The following is a 16,902-nucleotide window of genomic DNA, read 5'->3' on the forward strand; positions in this document are numbered from 1 at the left end:
TGCCGCCAAACCCTAGTATTGTTGTTGGGGGGGGCTGTTTTTTTTTTATAACACCCAGCACCCGCCCGGGCCCCGGAGGCCCCCCCTCCGGGCCCCTTCGCGAGCTGGTCTCGAGGCTACTTGACCTCGGCGGGCTCCTCCGCCGGAGCCTCGGCCGACTCCCCGGACGCCTCGGCGCCGGCGGCCTCGTCGACCGTGGCCTCGGCCTCGGTCACGACCTCCGCGGGCGTCTCCGGGGCGACGGTCTCCTCGACCGGCGTCTCGTCGGCGGCGGGCGCGGCGGCCGGCTTGGCGGCGCGCTTCTTCGGCGTCACGGGCTCGAGCACGAGCTCGATGACCGCCATGGGCGCGTTGTCGCCCTTGCGGTTGCCGATCTTCGTGATGCGCGTGTAGCCGCCCTCACGGTCGGCCACCTGCGGTGCGATCTCGGTGAACAGCTTGTGCACGACCGACTTGTCGCCGATCACGGCGAGCACACGACGACGAGCGTGCAGGTCGCCGCGCTTCGCGAAGGTGATGAGACGCTCGGCGAGCGGACGGAGTCGCTTGGCCTTCGTCTCGGTTGTGGTGATCCGCTCGTGCGTGTAGAGCGCGGCGGCGAGGTTCGCGAGCAGGAGTCGCTCGTGCGCGGGTCCGCCTCCGAGGCGGGGGCCCTTGGTGGGCTTCGGCATGGTTCGTTCTCTCCAGTGGTGGGGGGTCGGTAGGGCGGAGGCGCCTAGTTCTCGTCGTCGAAGCCCGTGTAGAAGTGGGCGCCGTCGAATCCGGGCACCGAGTCCTTCAGGGAAAGACCCATCTCGGTGAGCTTGTCCCTGACCTCATCGACCGACTTCTGGCCGAAGTTGCGGATGTTCATGAGCTGCGACTCCGACAGGGCGACGAGCTCGGACACCGTGTTGATGCCCTCGCGCTTCAGGCAGTTGTAGCTGCGCACCGACAGGTCGAGGTCCTCGATGGGGATGGAGAGCTCGCTCGACAGCACGGCGTCGACCGGCGCGGGGCCGATCTCGATGCCCTCGGCGGCGGCGTTCAGCTCGCGCGCGAGACCGAACAGCTCGGTGAGCGTGCGGCCCGCCGAGGCGATCGCGTCGCGCGGCGTAATGGCGGGCTTCGTCTCGACGTCGACCACGAGGCGGTCGAAGTCGGTGCGCTCACCGGCACGCGTCGCCTCGACGCGGTAGGTGACCTTGAGCACCGGCGAGTAGATCGAGTCGACCGGGATCTGGCCGGCCTCGGAATACTCGTTGCGGTTCTGGCTGGCCGAGACGTAGCCGCGGCCGCGCTCGATCGTGAGCTCGAGCTCGAACTTCGCCGAGTCGTTGAGCGTCGCGATGACGAGTTCGGGGTTGTGCACCTCGACGCCGGCCGGCGCGGAGATGTCGGCGGCGGTGACCTCACCGGTGCCCTGCTTGCGCAGGTAGGCGGTGATGGGCTCGTCGTGCTCGCTGGAGACGACCAGGTTCTTGATGTTGAGGATGATCTCGGTGACATCCTCCTTCACGCCCGGAACGGTCGTGAACTCGTGGAGGACGCCGTCGATGCGGATGCTCGTCACAGCCGCACCGGGGATCGAGGAGAGAAGGGTGCGACGGAGCGAGTTGCCCAGGGTGTAACCGAAGCCCGGCTCGAGGGGCTCGATCACGAAACGCGAACGGAACTCCGAGATGTTCTCTTCGGTGAGCGTCGGGCGCTGTGCGATCAGCACTGTTGATTCCTTTCGGCAGTGTGTCCGCTATATGACACCTGCGAGGTCGAGGATCTTGAGTTGTTCAGAGAACGAGTCGCGGTCGAGTGGGCCCGCGAGGCCGTATCGAGACCAGCGGATGCCGCGGGGTCTCGATGCCGGCGCGGGCGCGCCCCGCTCGACCGACGGTGGAGGACTAGACGCGGCGGCGCTTCGGCGGGCGGCATCCGTTGTGCGCCTGGGGCGTCACGTCGTTGATGCTGCCGACCTCGAGGCCCGCGGCCTGGAGCGACCGGATCGCCGTCTCGCGACCCGAGCCCGGGCCCTTGACGAAGACGTCGACCTTCTTCATGCCGTGCTCCTGCGCCTGGCGCGCAGCGGACTCGGCGGCGAGCTGCGCGGCGAACGGGGTCGACTTGCGCGAGCCCTTGAAGCCCACGCCGCCCGAGGACGCCCAGCTGATCACCGCACCGGTGGTGTCGGTGATCGAGACGATCGTGTTGTTGAACGTCGACTTGATGTGGGCCTGGCCCACGGCGATGTTCTTCTTTTCCTTCTTGCGCGGCTTGCGAGTAGCCGCCTTGGGTGCTGCCATGTGTGAAATCTCCTAGATCTGGCGACGAGCGGTTACTTGCGGCCGGGCTTCTTCTTGCCGGCGACGGTGCGCTTCGGGCCCTTGCGGGTACGGGCGTTGGTCTTGGTGCGCTGGCCGCGGACCGGGAGGCCGCGACGGTGGCGCAGGCCCTCGTACGATCCGATCTCGACCTTGCGGCGGATGTCGGCGGCGACCTCGCGGCGGAGGTCGCCCTCGACCTTGAAGTTGCCCTCGATGTAGTCGCGGAGGGCGACGAGCTGCTCGTCGCTGAGGTCCCTCACGCGGATGTTCCCGTCGATGCCGGTCTCGGCGAGCGTGGTGAGCGCTCGCGTGCGGCCGACGCCGTAGATGTACGTCAGTGCGATCTCCACGCGCTTCTCGCGCGGGATGTCGACTCCTGCCAGACGTGCCATGTTGTGGCTTCTCCTGTTTCGAAGTGGAGGTGTGGAGCAGCGCCGGTGCCCGGGCCTCCGTCCCGAGGTGTCCCCGCGGCATCCGTGATGCCGGCGGTTCTGGCGCTGCCGATGCGGTGTTCAGTTGTGTCCCTTCGGCGAGCTCAGGGACCGGCCCTTCGACGAGCTCAGGGACCGGGTACGACTAGCCCTGGCGCTGCTTGTGGCGCGGGTTCTCGCAGATGACCATCACGCGGCCGTGGCGGCGGATGACCTTGCACTTGTCGCAGATGCGCTTGACGCTGGGGTTGACCTTCATGGTGGTTCCTTGATTTCGCTGTCCTCGTGCCCGCGGGGTGCCGCGGGCCGTTACTTTCCGAACAGCCCTTACTTGTAGCGGTAGACGATGCGGCCGCGCGTCAGGTCGTAGGGGCTCAGCTCGACGATCACGCGGTCTTCAGGAAGAATGCGGATGTAGTGCTGGCGCATCTTGCCTGAGATGTGCGCGAGGACCTTGTGCCCGTTCGTGAGTTCCACCCGGAACATCGCGTTCGGAAGGGCCTCGATGACCGAGCCTTCGATCTCGATGACGCCGTCTTTCTTGGCCATAGCCTCACTATCGCTTGGAGTTTGGGATGCTGGTCGTGCGATGGGTTCGACCGGCGATCGCTCGTCGGGCACGCCGAAGCAGGCGTGCAGAACACCAAGGGTCAACTATAGGCGATCCCGGGACGCTGCGCCAGTCGAGCCGGTCGAGCCCGGATGCCGCGACGTGGGCGACCGTCACGAGGCGGCATCCGGGGCCGCGGTGATCGCGGCGGCCCTGGCCGCCTGCTCGGCCTCGGCCGCTCCCTCAGCGGCCAGGGCCGCCCGGGCGAGCGTCTTCGCGTCATCCGGGCTGTACCGCGCGAGGGAGGCGCGGACGTCTGCGAGTGCCGACGGCGACATCGACAGGCTGGTGGCGCCGAGCCCGACGAGCACGACGGCGAGCAGCGGGTCGGCGGCGGCCTCGCCGCAGATGCCGACGGGCTTGCCGAGCTCGGCTCCGGCGGCGCCGACCTCGGCGATGAGGCGGAGCACGGCCGGATGCCACGGGCTCTGGAGGTTCGCGACGGTGCCGAGCAGCCGGTCGGCGGCCATCGTGTACTGGGTCAGGTCGTTCGTGCCGATCGAGGCGAAGTCGCACGCATCGAGCACGCGGTCGGCGATGAGCGCGGCCGACGGCGTCTCGACCATGACGCCCGCGACCTTGATGCCGAGCTCCCTGGCGAGCTCCGTGAAGTAGCGGGTCTCGTCGACCGTGGCGATCATCGGCGCCATCACCCAGAGCTCGGCATCGGTGGCGGCATCCGCAGCCGCGAGCGCGGTGAGCTGCTCGCGCAGGACGACCTCGGAGTGACGCAGGGCACGGATGCCGCGGAGCCCGAGCGCCGGGTTCTCCTCGGGCGTGTCGTTGAGGAAGGAGAGCGGCTTGTCGGCGCCGGCGTCGAGCACGCGCACGACGACCTTCCGCCCAGCGAAGGCCGTGAGGAGCCGGGTGTACTGCTCCTGCTGCTCGGTGACGCTCGGCGCGGTGCCGGCGTCGAGGAAGAGGAACTCCGTGCGGAACAGGCCCACGCCCTCGGCGCCGAGCTGCAGGGCCTCGGCGGCGCCGTCGGCCGAGCCGAGGTTCGCGAGCAGCGGCACCGGGGTTCCGTCGGCGAGCACACCCGGGGTCGCCGGCGCGGGCTCGAGCGCCGCGCGTTCGGCGATGCGGGCGTTCGCGTGGGCCACCTGCTCGTCGGTCGGGGCTGCGACCACGAGGTCGTTGGCCGCGTCGACCACGACCGTGTCGCCGTCGGCGAGGCTCGCGGCATCCGTCGCCCCGACCACCGCGACGATGGACTTCTCGCGGGCGAGGATCGCGGTGTGCGACGTGGGCCCGCCGTCGATCGTCACGAGTCCGAGCACGCGGTCGAGGTCGAGCGTCGCGGTGTCGGCCGGTGCGAGGTCGCGGGCGACGAGCACGAACGGATGCCCTGGATCCGGCACGCCGGGCGCCGGCAGCTTCAAGAGGTGCGCGATGACGCGCTGGGAGATGTCGTCGAGGTCGGCCGCGCGCTCGCCCATGTACCCGCCGATGCTCGCGAGCACGTCGCGGTAGGCGGCGAACGCCTCGAAGACGGCGCGCTCGGCCGTCTTCCCCGTGGCGAGCAGCTTCGCCACCTCGCCCGCGAGGCTCGGGTCCTCGGCCATCATCGCCTGCGCCTCGAGCACGTCCTTCGCCGCGCCCCCGGCCTTCGCGCCGCGGCCCGCCAGTTCGTCGGCGACGACCGACAGCGACGCCCGGGCCCGCTCGAGTTCGCGCTCGGGGTCAAGGCGGCTCGGCCGGTCGACGGGCTCGGGAAGCCGTTCGGCCATCCGCACGACCGTTCCGACCGCGACACCCTGTCCGATGCCCGTGCCCGTGATCTCCATCCTCACCCTCCGCCGTTTCACCCTAGCCCGGACGCGCGCGGGAATGGCGACACCTGTCCCGCTACGGAAGGGGGATGGGTGTCACGCCGAGCGGCGCGAGCCGGGCGGCGCCGCCGTCCTCCGCGGTGAGCACCCAGATGCCGTCGTCGTGCACCGCAACGGTGTGCTCCCAGTGCGCCGAGTCCGAACCGTCGGCGGTCGTCACGGTCCACTCGTCGTCGCGCACGAACGTGTCGATCGCCCCCGCGACGATCATCGGCTCGATCGCGACGACCAGGCCGGGCTTCACGGCCGGGCCCTTGCGATCGACGCGATAGTTGAAGACCGGCGGCTCCTCGTGCATCGTGCGTCCGATGCCGTGGCCGACGTAGTCGGTGAGGATCCCGTACCTGGGCCCTGAGCCGGCCGAAGGGTCGCCTTCGCCGCGGACGTAGTCCTCGATGGCCGCGCCGACCTCGTTGAGGTGCCGTGCGCCGGCCAGCGCGGCGATGCCGTGCCAGAGCGACTGCTCGGTGACGGCGGAGAGCGTCTCGCGCGCCGCCACGACGTCGGGCCGCGCGGGGTCGGACAGCACCACGGTGAACGCCGCGTCGCCGTTCCAGCCGTCGACGTCGGCGCCGCCGTCGACCGACACGATGTCGCCCGCGCGGAACGGGCGATCACCCGGGATGCCGTGCACGACATCGTCGTCGACCGACACGCAGAGCGTGTGCCGGTATCCCGGCACGAGCTGGAAGTTCGGGCGCCCGCCGAGGTCGCGGATCACGCGCTCCGCCGCCGCGTCGAGCTCGAGGGGCGTCGCACCCGGTCTCAGCAGGCGTCGCGCCTCGGCGAGGGCGGCCGCGGTCGCGGCGCCGGCCGCACGCATCGAGCGGAGCTCGGCAGCGGACTTGTAGATCGAGCGGCGGAACACGCGCGCGTCAGGCCGCGGCGCCGTTGTCGCCGTTGTCGCCGTTCTCGTCGGCGTCGGGCGTCAGTCCCCGCCGGGCCAGCGAGGCGAAGATGCGATCGGTGACCTCGTCGAGGGTGCCGACGCCGTCGATCTGCAGGGCGAGGCCCCGTTCGCGGTACACGTCGAGGATCGGCGCGGTCTCGCGCTCGTAGATCGCGAGACGATTGGCGATGACCTCTTCGGTGTCGTCGGTGCGGCCCTGGTCGATTGCACGCTGCCGTAGGCGGGCGATGCTCTCATCCTGCGGCACGCGGAGCTCGATCACTGCGTCGAGCGCCTCGCCGCGCGAATCGAGGAACTCGGCGAGGTCGTCGACCTGGGCCAGGTTGCGGGGGAATCCGTCGAGGAGGAACCCGTGTGCGGCATCCGGCTGAGCGAGGCGATCGCGCACGAGCTCGCAGGTCAGCTCGTCCGAGACGAGGTCGCCGGCCTCGATGATCGCCTGCACGCGCTTGCCGAGCTCGGTGCCGCCCGTGATGTTCGCACGGAAGATGTCGCCCGTGGCGATCTGGGGCGCCCCGAAGGCCTCAGCGACGAGCACGCCCTGCGTTCCCTTGCCCGACCCCTGGGGACCCACGATCAGGAGGCGGGCCGAGTTCGGCCGCGTCATCGGAGAAGCCCTTCGTAGTGCCGCTGCTGGAGTTGGGCATCGATCTGCTTCACCGTCTCGAGGCCGACGCCCACGATGATGAGGATCGACGCGCCGCCGAACGGGAAGTTCGCGTTGGCGCCGACGAGCCCGAGCGCGATGAGCGGGATGAGCGCGACGAGGCCGAGGTAGAGCGAACCGGGGAGCGTGACGCGGGTGAGCACGTAGTCGAGGTACTCCGCGGTAGGCCGGCCGGCGCGGATGCCGGGGATGAAGCCGCCGTACTTCTTCATGTTCTCGGCGACCTCGTCGGGGTTGAACGTGATCGCCACGTAGAAGTAGGTGAACCCGACGATGAGCAGGAAGTAGATGAGCATGTACAGCGGGTGGTCGCCCTGCGTGAGGTAGTTCGTGATCCACACGACCCACGGCTGCGGGTCCTCGCCGGCCTGGGGCTGGTTGAACTGCGCGATGAGCGCCGGCAGGTACAGCAGCGACGAGGCGAAGATGACCGGGATGACGCCCGCCATGTTCACCTTGATCGGGATGTAGGTGTTGTTGCCGCCGTAGGTGCGGCGACCGACCATGCGCTTCGCGTACTGCACCGGGATGCGTCGCTGCGACTGCTCGACGAAGACGACGGCGACCACGATGAGCAGGCCCACCGCGAGCACGAGGGCGAAGATGTCCCAGCCGCGCGCGACGCCGATCGCCCAGAGCGATCCGGGGAAGGTCGCCGCGATCGAGGTGAAGATGAGCAGCGACATCCCGTTGCCGATGCCGCGCTCGGTGATGAGCTCGCCCATCCACATGATGAGGCCGGTGCCGGCGGTCATCGTGACCACCATGAGCAGGATCGCGTACCACGCGTCGTTCGTGATGAGCTGCGCGCACGCGGGGTCGCCCGACGGGAACAGCGCGCCCGAGCGTGCCACGGTGATGAGCGTCGTCGACTGCAGCACGCCGAGCGCGATGGTGAGGTAGCGGGTGTACTGCGTGAGCCGGCTCTGGCCCGCCTGGCCCTCCTTGTAGAGGGTCTCGAAGTGAGGGATGACCACGCGCAGCAGCTGCACGATGATCGACGCGGTGATGTACGGCATGATGCCGAGCGCGAAGATCGACAGCTGCAGCAGCGCACCGCCCGAGAACAGGTTGACGAGCTCGTACAGGCCGGATGCCCCTTGGCTGGCGGCGAGGCACTGCTGCACGTTCCCGAAGTCCACGAACGGCGCCGGGATGAAGGACCCGAGCCGGAACAGGGCCACGATGCCCAGCGTGAACCCGAGCTTGCGGCGAAGATCCGGCGTGCGGAAGATCCGCCCGATGGCGTTGAACACTCGTCCTCCTGTTGCTCCGTCGTGGAGTCCTGTTGCTCCGTCGTGGAGTCAGTCCTGATGCGGCTCGAGCCTGTCGAGACCCCCGTGAATCATACGCGAGGTCCCGACAGGCTCGAACAAGCGGGGTGTGCTGCGGCCTACTTGACCGAGCCGCCGGCGGCGACGATCTTCTGCTCCGCGGAGCCGGAGACCTTGTCGACCTCGACGGTGAGCTTCACCTGGAGATCGCCGTTGCCGAGCACCTTGACGCGCTCGTTCTTGCGCACGGCGCCCTTCTCGACCAGGTCGGCGACGGTGACGTCGCCACCCTTGGGGTAGAGCTCTGCGAGCTTGTCCAGGTTGACCACCTGGTACTCGACGCGGAACGGATTCTTGAAGCCGCGGAGCTTCGGCGCACGCATGTGGTACGGAAGCTGGCCGCCCTCGAAGCCGGGACGGATGTTGCCCCGGGCCTTCGAACCCTTGGTGCCGCGACCGGCGGTCTTGCCCTTCGAACCCTCACCGCGTCCGACGCGGGTCTTGTCCTTCTTGGCGCCGGGCGCCGGGCGCAGGTGGTGCACCTTCAGCACGGGCTCGCGCTTGGCCTCGACGGCGTCCTTCGCGGCGGCCTTCTTCGCGGGGGCCTTCTTCGCGGGGGCCTTCTTGGCGGGGGCCTTCTCCGCCTTCGCGTCGTCGGCCTTGGCGTCGGCCTTCGCGGGCGCCTTGGCGGCAGCGGCCTTGGCCGGCGCCTTCTTCTCTGCGGCGGGCTTCTCGGCCGCCTTCTTCGCCGGTGCCTTCTTCGGCTCGGCGGCCTCGGCCGCCTTCTCGTTCTCTGCCATTAGTCGATCTCCTCAACCTTCACGAGGTGGGCGACGGTCTTGACGTAGCCGCGGTTCTGCGGAGTGTCGTCGCGAACGACCGAGTCGCCGATGCGCTTCAGTCCGAGGCTGCGCAGCGTGTCGCGCTGGTACTGCTTCTCGCTCACCTTGGACTTGATCTGGGTCACCTTGAGCTGCTTGGCCATCAGGCACCTGCCTTCGCTGCCGCGGCGGCCTCGGCCGCCTGGGCCTCGGCACGCAGCAGACGGGCCGGTGCGACCTCGTCGTAGTCCAGACCACGACGGGCGGCGACGGCACGCGGCTCCTCGAGCTGGGTGAGGGCCTCGACCGTGGCGTGCACGATGTTGATGGTGTTCGACGAGCCGAGCGACTTGCTCAGGACGTCGTGGATGCCGGCGCACTCGAGCACGGCACGCACCGGGCCGCCGGCGATGACGCCGGTACCGGGCGATGCGGGACGCAGCAGGACGACGCCGGCCGCGGCCTCACCCTGCACGGGGTGCGGGATGGTCGCTCCGACGCGAGGCACGCGGAAGAAGTTCTTCTTCGCCTCCTCGACGCCCTTCGAGATCGCGGTCGGCACTTCGCGGGCCTTGCCGTAGCCGACGCCGACGAGGCCGTTGCCGTCGCCCACGACGACGAGCGCCGTGAAGCTGAAGCGCCGGCCGCCCTTGACGACCTTCGACACGCGGTTGATGGTCACGACGCGCTCGAGGAACTGGCTCTTCTCGGCATCGCGGCCGCCGCGGTCACGGCTCGGGCCACGGTCGCGGCTGCCACGACGGGCCTCGCGCGGCTCGTTCTGGGGAGCCTCGCTCGCGGCGGCGGTCTCCACGGGTGCCTCTGCCACTGCAGCCACCTCGTTCTCCTTCTTGTTGTCGGTCACAGGCTCAGCCCCGCCTCTCGCGCACCATCGGCGATGGCGGCGACGCGACCGGCGTACTTGTTGCCTCCGCGGTCGAACACGACCGACTCGATGCCTGCCTGCTTCGCACGCCCGGCGACGAGCTCGCCGACCTTCCTGGCCTTGGCGGTCTTGTCACCGTCGAAGGCGCGGAGGTCGGCCTCCATGGTGGACGCGGATGCCAGCGTGCGGCCCGCGGCGTCGTCGACGACCTGCACGAACACGTGACGGGCCGAACGGGTGACGACGAGGCGCGGACGAAGCTCGGTGCCCACGATCTTCTTGCGAAGGCGGGTGTGGCGGCGCGAACGCGCAGCCGTCTTGGTCTTCACGGCCATGATTACTTACCAGCCTTTCCGGCCTTGCGACGCACGACCTCGCCGGCGTAGCGGATGCCCTTGCCCTTGTACGGCTCGGGCTTCTTGATCTTGCGGATGTTGGCGGCGGTCTCGCCCACGGCCTGCTTGTCGATGCCGGCGACCGTGATCTTGTTGTTGCCCTCCACGGTCAGCGTGATGCCGGCCGGGGCCTCGACGGTCACGGGGTGCGAGAAGCCGAGCGCGAACTCGATCGACGAGCCCTTCTGGGCGACGCGGTACCCGGTGCCGACGATCTCGAGGCCCTTGGAGTAGCCCTGCGTGACGCCGATGATCTGGTTGGCGATCAGCGTGCGGGTGAGGCCGTGCAGCGAACGCGAGGCGCGCTCGTCGTCGGGGCGGCTGACGAGAACCTGGTTCTCCTCGACCTTGGCCTCGATCGGGGCTGCGACGACGAGCGCGAGCTCGCCCTTCGGGCCCTTGACCGACACGGCCTGGCCGTCGATCGTCACGGTGACGCCGGCGGGGATGTCAATGGGGAGTCGTCCAATACGCGACATCAGTAGCTACCACACGTAGGCGAGGACTTCCCCACCCACGCCCTTCTTCTCGGCCTGGCGGTCGGTGAGCAGACCGCTGGAGGTGGACAGGATCGCGACGCCGAGGCCGCCGAGCACCTTGGGGAGCTCGGTCGACTTCGCGTAGACGCGCAGGCCGGGCTTCGAGACCCGCTTGATGCCCGCGATCGAGCGCTCGCGGTTCGGGCCGAACTTCAGCTGCAGCGTGAGGGTCTTCCCGACGCGCGCGTCGGTGACCTCGAAGCCGGCGATGTAGCCCTCGTTCTTCAGGATCTCGGCGATGTGCGCCTTGAGCTTCGAGTTCGGCATCGACACGGTGTCGTGGTGTGCGGAGTTGGCGTTCCGCAGTCGGGTCAGCATGTCAGCGACCGGGTCGGTCATCGTCATGACGATCGGTTCCTTACGTTCACCAGGTTTCAGCACCCGTTACACGAGTGATGACCTGTGGTGGGAGGGCCTGGGCGGATGCCCCGACCGGGTCGGATGCCGCGCCCTTCGACGAGCTCAGGGACCGGCCCTTCGACGAGCTCAGGGACCGGACGCGGCATCCGGGCGTTCAGTTGGCGGTCGCGTTCGACCGGAAGGGGAAGCCGAGCGCCTTGAGCAGCGCGCGACCCTCTTCGTCGTCCTTGGCGGTGGTCACCACGGTGATGTCCATGCCGCGGACGCGGTCGATCTTGTCCTGGTCGATCTCGTGGAACACGGACTGCTCCGTGAGACCGAAGGTGTAGTTGCCGTTGCCGTCGAACTGGGCGTCCGAGAGTCCGCGGAAGTCGCGGATGCGCGGCAGCGCGAGCGAGAGCAGGCGGTCGAGGAACTCCCACATGCGGTCGCCGCGCAGCGTCACGTGCGCACCGATCGGCTGACCCTCGCGCAGCTTGAACTGCGCGATGGACTTGCGGGCCTTGGTGACCTGCGGCTTCTGGCCGGTGATCTTGATGAGGTCGGCGATGGCACCGTCGATGATCTTGCCATCGCGGGCCGCCTCGCCGACGCCCATGTTCACGACGATCTTCACGAGCCCCGGGACCTGGTGCGGGTTGGTGTACCCGCTGGCCTCGGTGAGGGTCTTCGTGATCTCGGTCTTGTACTTCTGCTTGAGGCGCGGCTGGATCTTGCCAGCCGGCGCGGCAGTCGCGGTGTCGGTCATCAGAGGTCCTTACCTGACTTCTTGGCGTAGCGGACGCGGACGGTCTTCTGGACGCCGTCCTTCGTCACGGTCTCGTTGCGGAAGCCGACGCGGGTCGGCTTCTTCGTCTCGGGGTCGACGAGAGCGACGTTCGAAACGTGGATCGGCGCCTCGTGCGTCTCGATGCCGCCCGTCTTGGTGCCGCGCTGCGTCTGGCCGACGCGCACGTGCTTCGTGACGAAGTTCACGCCCTGCACCACGACCCGGTTCTCGGCGACGAGCACCTCGATGACCTTGCCCTGCTTGCCGCGGTCTCCGCCGCGGGCCTGGCTGCGGCCGGAGATGACCTGGACGAGGTCGCCCTTCTTGATGTTGGCCATGACTAGATAACCTCCGGTGCGAGCGAGATGATCTTCATGAACTTCTTGTCGCGCAGCTCGCGACCGACCGGACCGAAGATGCGTGTGCCACGGGGGTCACCGTCGTTCTTGAGGATCACCGCCGCGTTCTCGTCGAACTTGATGTACGAGCCGTCGGGACGACGGGTCTCCTTGACGGTGCGGACGATGACGGCCTTGACCACATCGCCCTTCTTGACGTTGCCGCCGGGGATGGCGTCCTTGACGGTGGCGACGATGGTGTCGCCGAGGCCGGCGTACCGGCGCTTCGAGCCACCGAGGACGCGGATCGTGAGCAGCTCCTTGGCGCCGGTGTTGTCGGCCACCTTGACTCGTGATTCCTGCTGAAGCACTTCGAACTCCTTCTTTCAAGCAAGCCCGAGGCTTACTTGGCCTTCTCGACGATCTCGACGAGGCGCCAGCGCTTCGTGGCGCTGAGCGGACGCGTCTCGCTGATCACGACGAGGTCGCCGATGCCGGCGGTGTTCTGCTCGTCGTGCGCCTTGACCTTCGAGGAGCGACGCATGACCTTTCCGTAGAGCGGGTGCTTCACGCGGTCCTCGACCTCGACGACGATGGTCTTCTCCATCTTGTCGCTGACGACGTAGCCGCGGCGCACCTTGCGGTACGGGCGCTGCGAGGCCGTCTCGGCGACCTCGGCCTCTTCAGGCTTGTTGGTCTCAGCCATGATCAGGCCTCCTTCGTCTCTGCCTCGGTCGAAGCATCCGCGGATGCCTCGGCCTTGGCCTTCTTCGTCTTTACTTCGGCACGCTCAGCACGGCGCTTCTCGGCCTTGGCCGGCGCCTCGACCGGTGCGGGCGTGGCCCGGATGCCGAGCTCGCGCTCACGGATCACCGTGTAGATGCGGGCGATGTCGCGCTTGACCGCGCGGAGGCGGCCGTGGCTCTCGAGCTGGCCGGTGGCCGACTGGAAGCGCAGGTTGAACAGCTCCTCCTTGGCCTTCTTCAGCTCGTCGACGAGTCGCTCGTCTTCAAACGTGTCGAGCTCTGCGGGGCTGAGCTCCTTGGTTCCGACGGCCATTATGCGTCGCCCTCCTCGCGCTTGATGATGCGTGCCTTGAGGGGCAGCTTGTGGATGGCACGGGTCATGGCCTCGCGAGCGAGCTGCTCGTCGACGCCCGAGACCTCGAAGAGGACGCGACCCGGCTTGACGTTGGCGACCCACCACTCGGGCGAGCCCTTGCCGGAACCCATGCGGGTCTCGGCCGGCTTCTTCGTGAGCGGACGGTCGGGGTAGATGTTGATCCACACCTTGCCGCCACGCTTGATGTGACGGGTCATCGCGATACGAGCGGACTCGATCTGACGGTTCGTCACGTAGGCGGGCGTCAGGGCCTGGATGCCGTACTCACCGAAGGTGACCTTCGTGCCGCCCGTGGCCTGGCCGGAACGGCCGGGGTGGTGCTGCTTGCGGTACTTGACTCGACGGGGAATCAACATGGTTATGCCTCAACTCCTGCTGCCACCGGCTCCTGCGCCTTGGGCGCACGGCGGGGACGGTCACTGCGGTCGCCGCGCGAGGGCTTCTGCGAAGCCTGCTCGCGGGCGAGCTCCTTGTTGGTGATGTCGCCCTTGTATATCCAGACCTTCACGCCGATGCGGCCGAAGGTGGTCTTCGCCTCGTAGAAGCCGTAGTCGATGTTCGCGCGGAGCGTGTGCAGGGGCACGCGGCCCTCGCGGTAGAACTCCGAGCGGCTCATCTCGGCGCCGCCGAGGCGGCCCGACACCTGGATGCGAACACCCTTGGCGCCGGCGCGCTGCGCGCCCTGCAGGCCCTTGCGCATCGCGCGGCGGAAGGCCACGCGGGCGGAGAGCTGCTCGGCGATGCCCTGCGCGACGAGCTGGGCGTCGGCCTCGGGGTTCTTGACCTCGAGGATGTTCAGCTGGATCTGCTTGCCGGTGAGCTTCTCGAGGTCGGCGCGGATGCGCTCGGCCTCGGCGCCGCGGCGGCCGATCACGATGCCGGGACGCGCCGTGTGGATGTCCACGCGGACGCGGTCGCGGGTGCGCTCGATCTCGATGCGCGAGACACCCGCGCGGTCGAGCGACGTCTGGAGCAGGCGACGGATCTTGACGTCCTCGGCGAGGTAGTCGGCGTAGCGCTGTCCGGGCTTCGTCGAGTCGGAGAACCACCGCGACACGTGGTCGGTGGTGATGCCCAGACGGAAGCCGTACGGGTTGACCTTCTGACCCATTACTTCGTTCCCTCCTCGGGCGTGGCGAGCACAACGGTGATGTGGCTCGTTCGCTTGTTGATGCGGAAGGCACGACCCTGGGCGCGCGGCTGGAATCGCTTGAGGGTGGTGCCCTCGTCGACGAATGCGCGGCTGATGTAGAGGTCCTGCTCGTCCAGGTAGGTGTTCGAGGCGTCGGCCTTGACGCGAGCGTTCGCGATGGCCGAGGCGACGAGCTTGTACACCGGCTCGCTCGCACCCTGGGGTGCGAACTTCAGGATGGCGAGCGCCTCCTGTGCCTGCTTGCCGCGGATCAGGTTGACGACGCGACGAGCCTTCTGGGGGGTGACGCGGATGTGTCGCACGCGTGCGATCGACTCCACCATTTCTTCTCCTCCTTCACGTCACCGCGTCAGCGGCGACGGCCCTTCTTGTCGTCCTTCACGTGTCCACGGAAGGTGCGGGTGGGGGCGAACTCGCCGAGCTTGTGACCCACCATGGTCTCGGTGACGAACACCGGGATGTGCTTGCGGCCGTCGTGCACGGCGATCGTGTGCCCCAGCATGGCGGGGATGATCATCGAGCGACGCGACCACGTCTTGATGACGTTCTTGGAACCGGCTTCGTTCTGGGTGACGACCTTGCGAAGCAGGTGGTCGTCGACGAAGGGGCCCTTCTTGAGACTGCGCGGCATCTTCTTCTACTCCTACTTGCGCTTCTTGCCGACGGTGCGACGACGGACGATGAGCTTGTCGCTCTCCTTGTTGGGGCGACGGGTGCGTCCCTCGGACTGGCCCCACGGGCTGACCGGGTGGCGACCACCGGAGGTCTTGCCCTCACCACCGCCGTGGGGGTGGTCGACCGGGTTCATGGCGACACCGCGAACGGTCGGGCGGACGCCCTTCCAGCGCTTGCGGCCGGCCTTGCCCCAGTTGATGTTCGACTGCTCGGCGTTGCCGACCTCGCCGACCGTCGCGCGGCAGCGCGCGTCGACGTTGCGGATCTCGCCCGAGGGCAGACGCAGCTGGGCGTAGGGGCCGTCCTTCGCCACGAGGCGCACCGAAGCGCCGGCGGAGCGGGCCATCTTCGCGCCGCCGCCGGGGCGGAGCTCGATGGCGTGCACCACGGTACCCGTGGGGATGTTGCGCAGCGGCAGGTTGTTGCCGGGCTTGATGTCGGCGCCGGGGCCCGACTCGATGGGGTCGCCCTGCTGGAGCTTGTTCGGCGCCAGGATGTAGCGCTTGGTGCCGTCGACGAAGTGGATGAGCGCGATGCGAGCCGTGCGGTTCGGGTCGTACTCGATGTGCGCGACCTTGGCGGGCACGCCGTCCTTGTCGTTGCGACGGAAGTCGATCACGCGGTACTGGCGCTTGTGGCCGCCACCGATGTGACGCGTCGTGATGCGGCCCTGGTTGTTGCGGCCGCCGGTCTTCGAGAGCGGGCGGAGCAGCGACTTCTCGGGCGTCGAGCGGGTGATCTCCGCGAAGTCGGCGACCGATGAACCGCGACGACCCGGGGTCGTGGGCTTGTACTTGCGAATAGCCATGGTTGGTTTCCTCTGCTCCCTAGCCGACAGCCGTGAAGATGTCGATCGAGCCGGACTTGAGGGTGACGATCGCGCGCTTGGTGTCCTTGCGCTTGCCCATGCCGAAACGCGTGCGACGGGTCTTGCCCTGACGGTTCAGGGTGTTGATCGACGCCACCTGGACGTTGAAGATCTTCTCGATGGCGAGCTTGATCTCGGTCTTGTTCGCACGGGGGTCCACGGTGAACGTGTACTTGCCCTCGTCGATCAGGCCGTAGCTCTTCTCCGAGACGACGGGCGCGAGGATGATGTCGCGCGGGTCCTTGTTGTGGGCTGCAGACATTATGCGAGAACCTCCGGTCCCTGAGCCTGTCGAAGGGTGGGCGACTTCGCGGTGATGAACGCCTCGAGCGCGGCGGTGCTGAAGACGATGTCGTCGGCGACGAGCACGTCGTAGGCGTTGAGCTGGTCGACCCGCAGCACGTGCACGGTCGGGATGTTGCGCACCGCACGCTCGCTGAGGTCCTCGTCACGCGTGAGCACGACGAGGAAGTGCTTGGCCGGGGCGATCCCGCCGAGGAGCGCGACGGCGTCCTTCGTCTTCGGGGTCTCGCCGGCCGAGAACGTCTCGACGGCGTGGATGCGGCCGCCGCGGGCGCGGTCGGAGAGCGCGCCGAGCAGGGCGGCGGCGATCATCTTCTTGGGGGTGCGCTGCGAGTAGTCCCGCGGCTGCGGCCCGTGGACGATGCCACCGCCGGTCATCTGCGGCGCGCGGATCGAGCCCTGACGGGCGCGGCCCGTGCCCTTCTGCTTGAAGGGCTTGCGGCCGGCACCGGAGACCTCGCCGCGGGTCTTGGTCTTGTGGGTCCCCTGGCGCGCGGCGGCGAGCTGGGCGACGACGACCTGGTGGATCAGCGGCACGTTGGTCTGCAGGTCGAACAGCTCAGCAGGGAGCTCGGTCGTGCCGGACTTCTTGCCGGTGACGTCGAGGACGTCGATGGTGTTGGTCGCGTCAGTGTTCTCTGCGTTAGGCATG

General features: G+C 68.5%; 28 protein-coding genes. All 28 read right to left on the reverse strand.

From position 1 onward, the window contains the following. Positions 1 to 116: 116 nt before the first annotated feature. The 28 genes from rplQ to rplD all read right to left on the reverse strand — a co-directional run bounded on the left by rplQ (position 117) and on the right by rplD (position 16,901). Positions 117 to 671 (reverse strand): 50S ribosomal protein L17, encoded by a 555-nt coding sequence (gene rplQ, locus ACFWN7_RS09635; RefSeq protein ID WP_376938595.1) that lies wholly within the window; start codon positions 669 to 671, stop codon positions 117 to 119. A gap of 44 nt (positions 672 to 715) precedes the next feature. Next, positions 716 to 1,702, reverse strand: coding sequence for a DNA-directed RNA polymerase subunit alpha (locus ACFWN7_RS09640; protein WP_376938596.1), 987 nt, complete (start codon positions 1,700 to 1,702; stop codon positions 716 to 718). Positions 1,703 to 1,877: 175 nt separating this feature from the next. Then, positions 1,878 to 2,276: a 30S ribosomal protein S11 gene (gene rpsK / locus ACFWN7_RS09645; protein ID WP_092668574.1), complete on the reverse strand. Its 399-nt coding sequence runs from the start codon at positions 2,274 to 2,276 to the stop codon at positions 1,878 to 1,880. Between the two features lie 32 nt (positions 2,277 to 2,308). After that, positions 2,309 to 2,689, reverse strand: coding sequence for a 30S ribosomal protein S13 (rpsM, locus tag ACFWN7_RS09650; protein WP_376938597.1), 381 nt, complete (start codon positions 2,687 to 2,689; stop codon positions 2,309 to 2,311). 184 nt (positions 2,690 to 2,873) lie between these two features. After that, on the reverse strand, positions 2,874 to 2,987 hold the full coding sequence (gene rpmJ, locus ACFWN7_RS09655) for a 50S ribosomal protein L36 (RefSeq protein ID WP_056734976.1): 114 nt from the start codon (positions 2,985 to 2,987) through the stop codon (positions 2,874 to 2,876). A gap of 68 nt (positions 2,988 to 3,055) precedes the next feature. After that, entirely contained in the window at positions 3,056 to 3,277 is a 222-nt protein-coding gene (gene infA / locus ACFWN7_RS09660; protein WP_011186713.1) for a translation initiation factor IF-1, read from the reverse strand. A gap of 174 nt (positions 3,278 to 3,451) precedes the next feature. Beyond that, complete coding sequence (gene ptsP / locus ACFWN7_RS09665) at positions 3,452 to 5,125, reverse strand: phosphoenolpyruvate--protein phosphotransferase (protein ID WP_376938598.1); 1,674 nt, start codon at positions 5,123 to 5,125, stop codon at positions 3,452 to 3,454. A 61-nt stretch (positions 5,126 to 5,186) separates the two neighbouring features. Next, a complete protein-coding gene (map, locus tag ACFWN7_RS09670) occupies positions 5,187 to 6,038 on the reverse strand; it encodes a type I methionyl aminopeptidase (RefSeq protein WP_376938599.1) in 852 nt (283 codons plus the stop codon). A gap of 7 nt (positions 6,039 to 6,045) precedes the next feature. Next, complete coding sequence (locus ACFWN7_RS09675; protein ID WP_376938600.1) at positions 6,046 to 6,687, reverse strand: adenylate kinase; 642 nt, start codon at positions 6,685 to 6,687, stop codon at positions 6,046 to 6,048. Continuing rightward, the gene (gene secY, locus ACFWN7_RS09680; protein WP_376938601.1) at positions 6,684 to 8,003 is read right to left on the reverse strand and encodes a preprotein translocase subunit SecY; all 1,320 of its coding nucleotides are present in this window, start codon (positions 8,001 to 8,003) and stop codon (positions 6,684 to 6,686) included. Before secY ends, ACFWN7_RS09675 begins: the two co-directional genes overlap by 4 nt. A 137-nt stretch (positions 8,004 to 8,140) precedes the next feature. After that, positions 8,141 to 8,821: a 50S ribosomal protein L15 gene (gene rplO / locus ACFWN7_RS09685; protein WP_376938602.1), complete on the reverse strand. Its 681-nt coding sequence runs from the start codon at positions 8,819 to 8,821 to the stop codon at positions 8,141 to 8,143. Then, the gene (rpmD, locus tag ACFWN7_RS09690; protein ID WP_130353506.1) at positions 8,821 to 9,006 is read right to left on the reverse strand and encodes a 50S ribosomal protein L30; all 186 of its coding nucleotides are present in this window, start codon (positions 9,004 to 9,006) and stop codon (positions 8,821 to 8,823) included. Before rpmD ends, rplO begins: the two co-directional genes overlap by 1 nt. After that, complete coding sequence (rpsE, locus tag ACFWN7_RS09695) at positions 9,006 to 9,707, reverse strand: 30S ribosomal protein S5 (protein WP_376938603.1); 702 nt, start codon at positions 9,705 to 9,707, stop codon at positions 9,006 to 9,008. The genes rpmD and rpsE overlap by 1 nt, the downstream gene beginning before the upstream one ends. Then, the gene (gene rplR, locus ACFWN7_RS09700; protein WP_376938604.1) at positions 9,704 to 10,063 is read right to left on the reverse strand and encodes a 50S ribosomal protein L18; all 360 of its coding nucleotides are present in this window, start codon (positions 10,061 to 10,063) and stop codon (positions 9,704 to 9,706) included. The genes rpsE and rplR overlap by 4 nt, the downstream gene beginning before the upstream one ends. Before the next feature lie 2 nt (positions 10,064 to 10,065). After that, complete coding sequence (rplF, locus tag ACFWN7_RS09705) at positions 10,066 to 10,602, reverse strand: 50S ribosomal protein L6 (RefSeq protein ID WP_376938605.1); 537 nt, start codon at positions 10,600 to 10,602, stop codon at positions 10,066 to 10,068. A gap of 6 nt (positions 10,603 to 10,608) precedes the next feature. Beyond that, positions 10,609 to 11,007: a 30S ribosomal protein S8 gene (gene rpsH / locus ACFWN7_RS09710; RefSeq protein ID WP_376938606.1), complete on the reverse strand. Its 399-nt coding sequence runs from the start codon at positions 11,005 to 11,007 to the stop codon at positions 10,609 to 10,611. A 169-nt stretch (positions 11,008 to 11,176) separates the two neighbouring features. Next, on the reverse strand, positions 11,177 to 11,770 hold the full coding sequence (gene rplE / locus ACFWN7_RS09715) for a 50S ribosomal protein L5 (protein ID WP_376938607.1): 594 nt from the start codon (positions 11,768 to 11,770) through the stop codon (positions 11,177 to 11,179). Further along, the gene (gene rplX, locus ACFWN7_RS09720) at positions 11,770 to 12,129 is read right to left on the reverse strand and encodes a 50S ribosomal protein L24 (RefSeq protein ID WP_376938608.1); all 360 of its coding nucleotides are present in this window, start codon (positions 12,127 to 12,129) and stop codon (positions 11,770 to 11,772) included. Before rplX ends, rplE begins: the two co-directional genes overlap by 1 nt. 2 nt (positions 12,130 to 12,131) lie before the next feature. Beyond that, on the reverse strand, positions 12,132 to 12,500 hold the full coding sequence (gene rplN / locus ACFWN7_RS09725) for a 50S ribosomal protein L14 (protein WP_056652970.1): 369 nt from the start codon (positions 12,498 to 12,500) through the stop codon (positions 12,132 to 12,134). 32 nt (positions 12,501 to 12,532) lie between these two features. Further along, the gene (gene rpsQ / locus ACFWN7_RS09730) at positions 12,533 to 12,835 is read right to left on the reverse strand and encodes a 30S ribosomal protein S17 (RefSeq protein WP_376938609.1); all 303 of its coding nucleotides are present in this window, start codon (positions 12,833 to 12,835) and stop codon (positions 12,533 to 12,535) included. A gap of 2 nt (positions 12,836 to 12,837) precedes the next feature. After that, positions 12,838 to 13,188 (reverse strand): 50S ribosomal protein L29, encoded by a 351-nt coding sequence (gene rpmC / locus ACFWN7_RS09735; RefSeq protein ID WP_376938610.1) that lies wholly within the window; start codon positions 13,186 to 13,188, stop codon positions 12,838 to 12,840. After that, a complete protein-coding gene (gene rplP / locus ACFWN7_RS09740; RefSeq protein ID WP_376938611.1) occupies positions 13,188 to 13,607 on the reverse strand; it encodes a 50S ribosomal protein L16 in 420 nt (139 codons plus the stop codon). Before rplP ends, rpmC begins: the two co-directional genes overlap by 1 nt. A 2-nt stretch (positions 13,608 to 13,609) precedes the next feature. Beyond that, complete coding sequence (gene rpsC / locus ACFWN7_RS09745; RefSeq protein WP_136708474.1) at positions 13,610 to 14,362, reverse strand: 30S ribosomal protein S3; 753 nt, start codon at positions 14,360 to 14,362, stop codon at positions 13,610 to 13,612. Then, positions 14,362 to 14,727: a 50S ribosomal protein L22 gene (gene rplV, locus ACFWN7_RS09750; RefSeq protein ID WP_129520961.1), complete on the reverse strand. Its 366-nt coding sequence runs from the start codon at positions 14,725 to 14,727 to the stop codon at positions 14,362 to 14,364. The genes rpsC and rplV overlap by 1 nt, the downstream gene beginning before the upstream one ends. A gap of 26 nt (positions 14,728 to 14,753) precedes the next feature. Next, positions 14,754 to 15,035 carry a 30S ribosomal protein S19 gene (gene rpsS, locus ACFWN7_RS09755; RefSeq protein WP_056734934.1) on the reverse strand — a complete coding sequence of 94 codons (282 nt, stop codon included), beginning with the start codon at positions 15,033 to 15,035 and terminating at the stop codon, positions 14,754 to 14,756. A 12-nt stretch (positions 15,036 to 15,047) separates the two neighbouring features. Continuing rightward, entirely contained in the window at positions 15,048 to 15,887 is an 840-nt protein-coding gene (gene rplB, locus ACFWN7_RS09760) for a 50S ribosomal protein L2 (protein ID WP_376938612.1), read from the reverse strand. A gap of 19 nt (positions 15,888 to 15,906) precedes the next feature. Next, positions 15,907 to 16,209 (reverse strand): 50S ribosomal protein L23, encoded by a 303-nt coding sequence (rplW, locus tag ACFWN7_RS09765; protein WP_376938613.1) that lies wholly within the window; start codon positions 16,207 to 16,209, stop codon positions 15,907 to 15,909. Beyond that, on the reverse strand, positions 16,209 to 16,901 hold the full coding sequence (gene rplD / locus ACFWN7_RS09770; RefSeq protein WP_376938614.1) for a 50S ribosomal protein L4: 693 nt from the start codon (positions 16,899 to 16,901) through the stop codon (positions 16,209 to 16,211). The genes rplW and rplD overlap by 1 nt, the downstream gene beginning before the upstream one ends. Between the last annotated feature and the right edge of the window lies 1 nt (position 16,902).

Origin of the sequence: Agromyces sp. NPDC058484, from assembly GCF_042720415.1 — a bacterium.
Classification (GTDB): Bacteria; Actinomycetota; Actinomycetes; order Actinomycetales; family Microbacteriaceae; genus Agromyces.

What these genes read in the sequence shown, in the direction of transcription:
- rplO (WP_376938602.1), bottom strand. Translation starts at nt 8,821, where the DNA reads ATGGCAGAGAACGAGAAGGCGGCCGAGGCCGCCGAGCCGAAGAAGGCA.
- rpsM (WP_376938597.1), bottom strand. Translation starts at nt 2,689, where the DNA reads ATGGCACGTCTGGCAGGAGTCGACATCCCGCGCGAGAAGCGCGTGGAG.
- rplV (WP_129520961.1), bottom strand. Translation starts at nt 14,727, where the DNA reads ATGGTGGAGTCGATCGCACGCGTGCGACACATCCGCGTCACCCCCCAG.
- ptsP (WP_376938598.1), bottom strand. Translation starts at nt 5,125, where the DNA reads ATGGAGATCACGGGCACGGGCATCGGACAGGGTGTCGCGGTCGGAACG.
- rplF (WP_376938605.1), bottom strand. Translation starts at nt 10,602, where the DNA reads ATGTCGCGTATTGGACGACTCCCCATTGACATCCCCGCCGGCGTCACC.
- rplD (WP_376938614.1), bottom strand. Translation starts at nt 16,901, where the DNA reads ATGCCTAACGCAGAGAACACTGACGCGACCAACACCATCGACGTCCTC.
- rplE (WP_376938607.1), bottom strand. Translation starts at nt 11,770, where the DNA reads ATGACCGACACCGCGACTGCCGCGCCGGCTGGCAAGATCCAGCCGCGC.
- rplQ (WP_376938595.1), bottom strand. Translation starts at nt 671, where the DNA reads ATGCCGAAGCCCACCAAGGGCCCCCGCCTCGGAGGCGGACCCGCGCAC.
- rpsK (WP_092668574.1), bottom strand. Translation starts at nt 2,276, where the DNA reads ATGGCAGCACCCAAGGCGGCTACTCGCAAGCCGCGCAAGAAGGAAAAG.
- infA (WP_011186713.1), bottom strand. Translation starts at nt 3,277, where the DNA reads ATGGCCAAGAAAGACGGCGTCATCGAGATCGAAGGCTCGGTCATCGAG.
- rpmC (WP_376938610.1), bottom strand. Translation starts at nt 13,188, where the DNA reads ATGGCCGTCGGAACCAAGGAGCTCAGCCCCGCAGAGCTCGACACGTTT.
- ACFWN7_RS09675 (WP_376938600.1), bottom strand. Translation starts at nt 6,687, where the DNA reads ATGACGCGGCCGAACTCGGCCCGCCTCCTGATCGTGGGTCCCCAGGGG.
- rplP (WP_376938611.1), bottom strand. Translation starts at nt 13,607, where the DNA reads ATGTTGATTCCCCGTCGAGTCAAGTACCGCAAGCAGCACCACCCCGGC.
- rplR (WP_376938604.1), bottom strand. Translation starts at nt 10,063, where the DNA reads ATGGCCGTGAAGACCAAGACGGCTGCGCGTTCGCGCCGCCACACCCGC.
- rplB (WP_376938612.1), bottom strand. Translation starts at nt 15,887, where the DNA reads ATGGCTATTCGCAAGTACAAGCCCACGACCCCGGGTCGTCGCGGTTCA.
- rpmD (WP_130353506.1), bottom strand. Translation starts at nt 9,006, where the DNA reads ATGGCCAAGCAGCTCAAGGTGACCCAGATCAAGTCCAAGGTGAGCGAG.
- rpsC (WP_136708474.1), bottom strand. Translation starts at nt 14,362, where the DNA reads ATGGGTCAGAAGGTCAACCCGTACGGCTTCCGTCTGGGCATCACCACC.
- rplX (WP_376938608.1), bottom strand. Translation starts at nt 12,129, where the DNA reads ATGGCCAACATCAAGAAGGGCGACCTCGTCCAGGTCATCTCCGGCCGC.
- rpsH (WP_376938606.1), bottom strand. Translation starts at nt 11,007, where the DNA reads ATGACGATGACCGACCCGGTCGCTGACATGCTGACCCGACTGCGGAAC.
- rpsQ (WP_376938609.1), bottom strand. Translation starts at nt 12,835, where the DNA reads ATGGCTGAGACCAACAAGCCTGAAGAGGCCGAGGTCGCCGAGACGGCC.
- rplW (WP_376938613.1), bottom strand. Translation starts at nt 16,209, where the DNA reads ATGTCTGCAGCCCACAACAAGGACCCGCGCGACATCATCCTCGCGCCC.
- rpmJ (WP_056734976.1), bottom strand. Translation starts at nt 2,987, where the DNA reads ATGAAGGTCAACCCCAGCGTCAAGCGCATCTGCGACAAGTGCAAGGTC.
- rpsS (WP_056734934.1), bottom strand. Translation starts at nt 15,035, where the DNA reads ATGCCGCGCAGTCTCAAGAAGGGCCCCTTCGTCGACGACCACCTGCTT.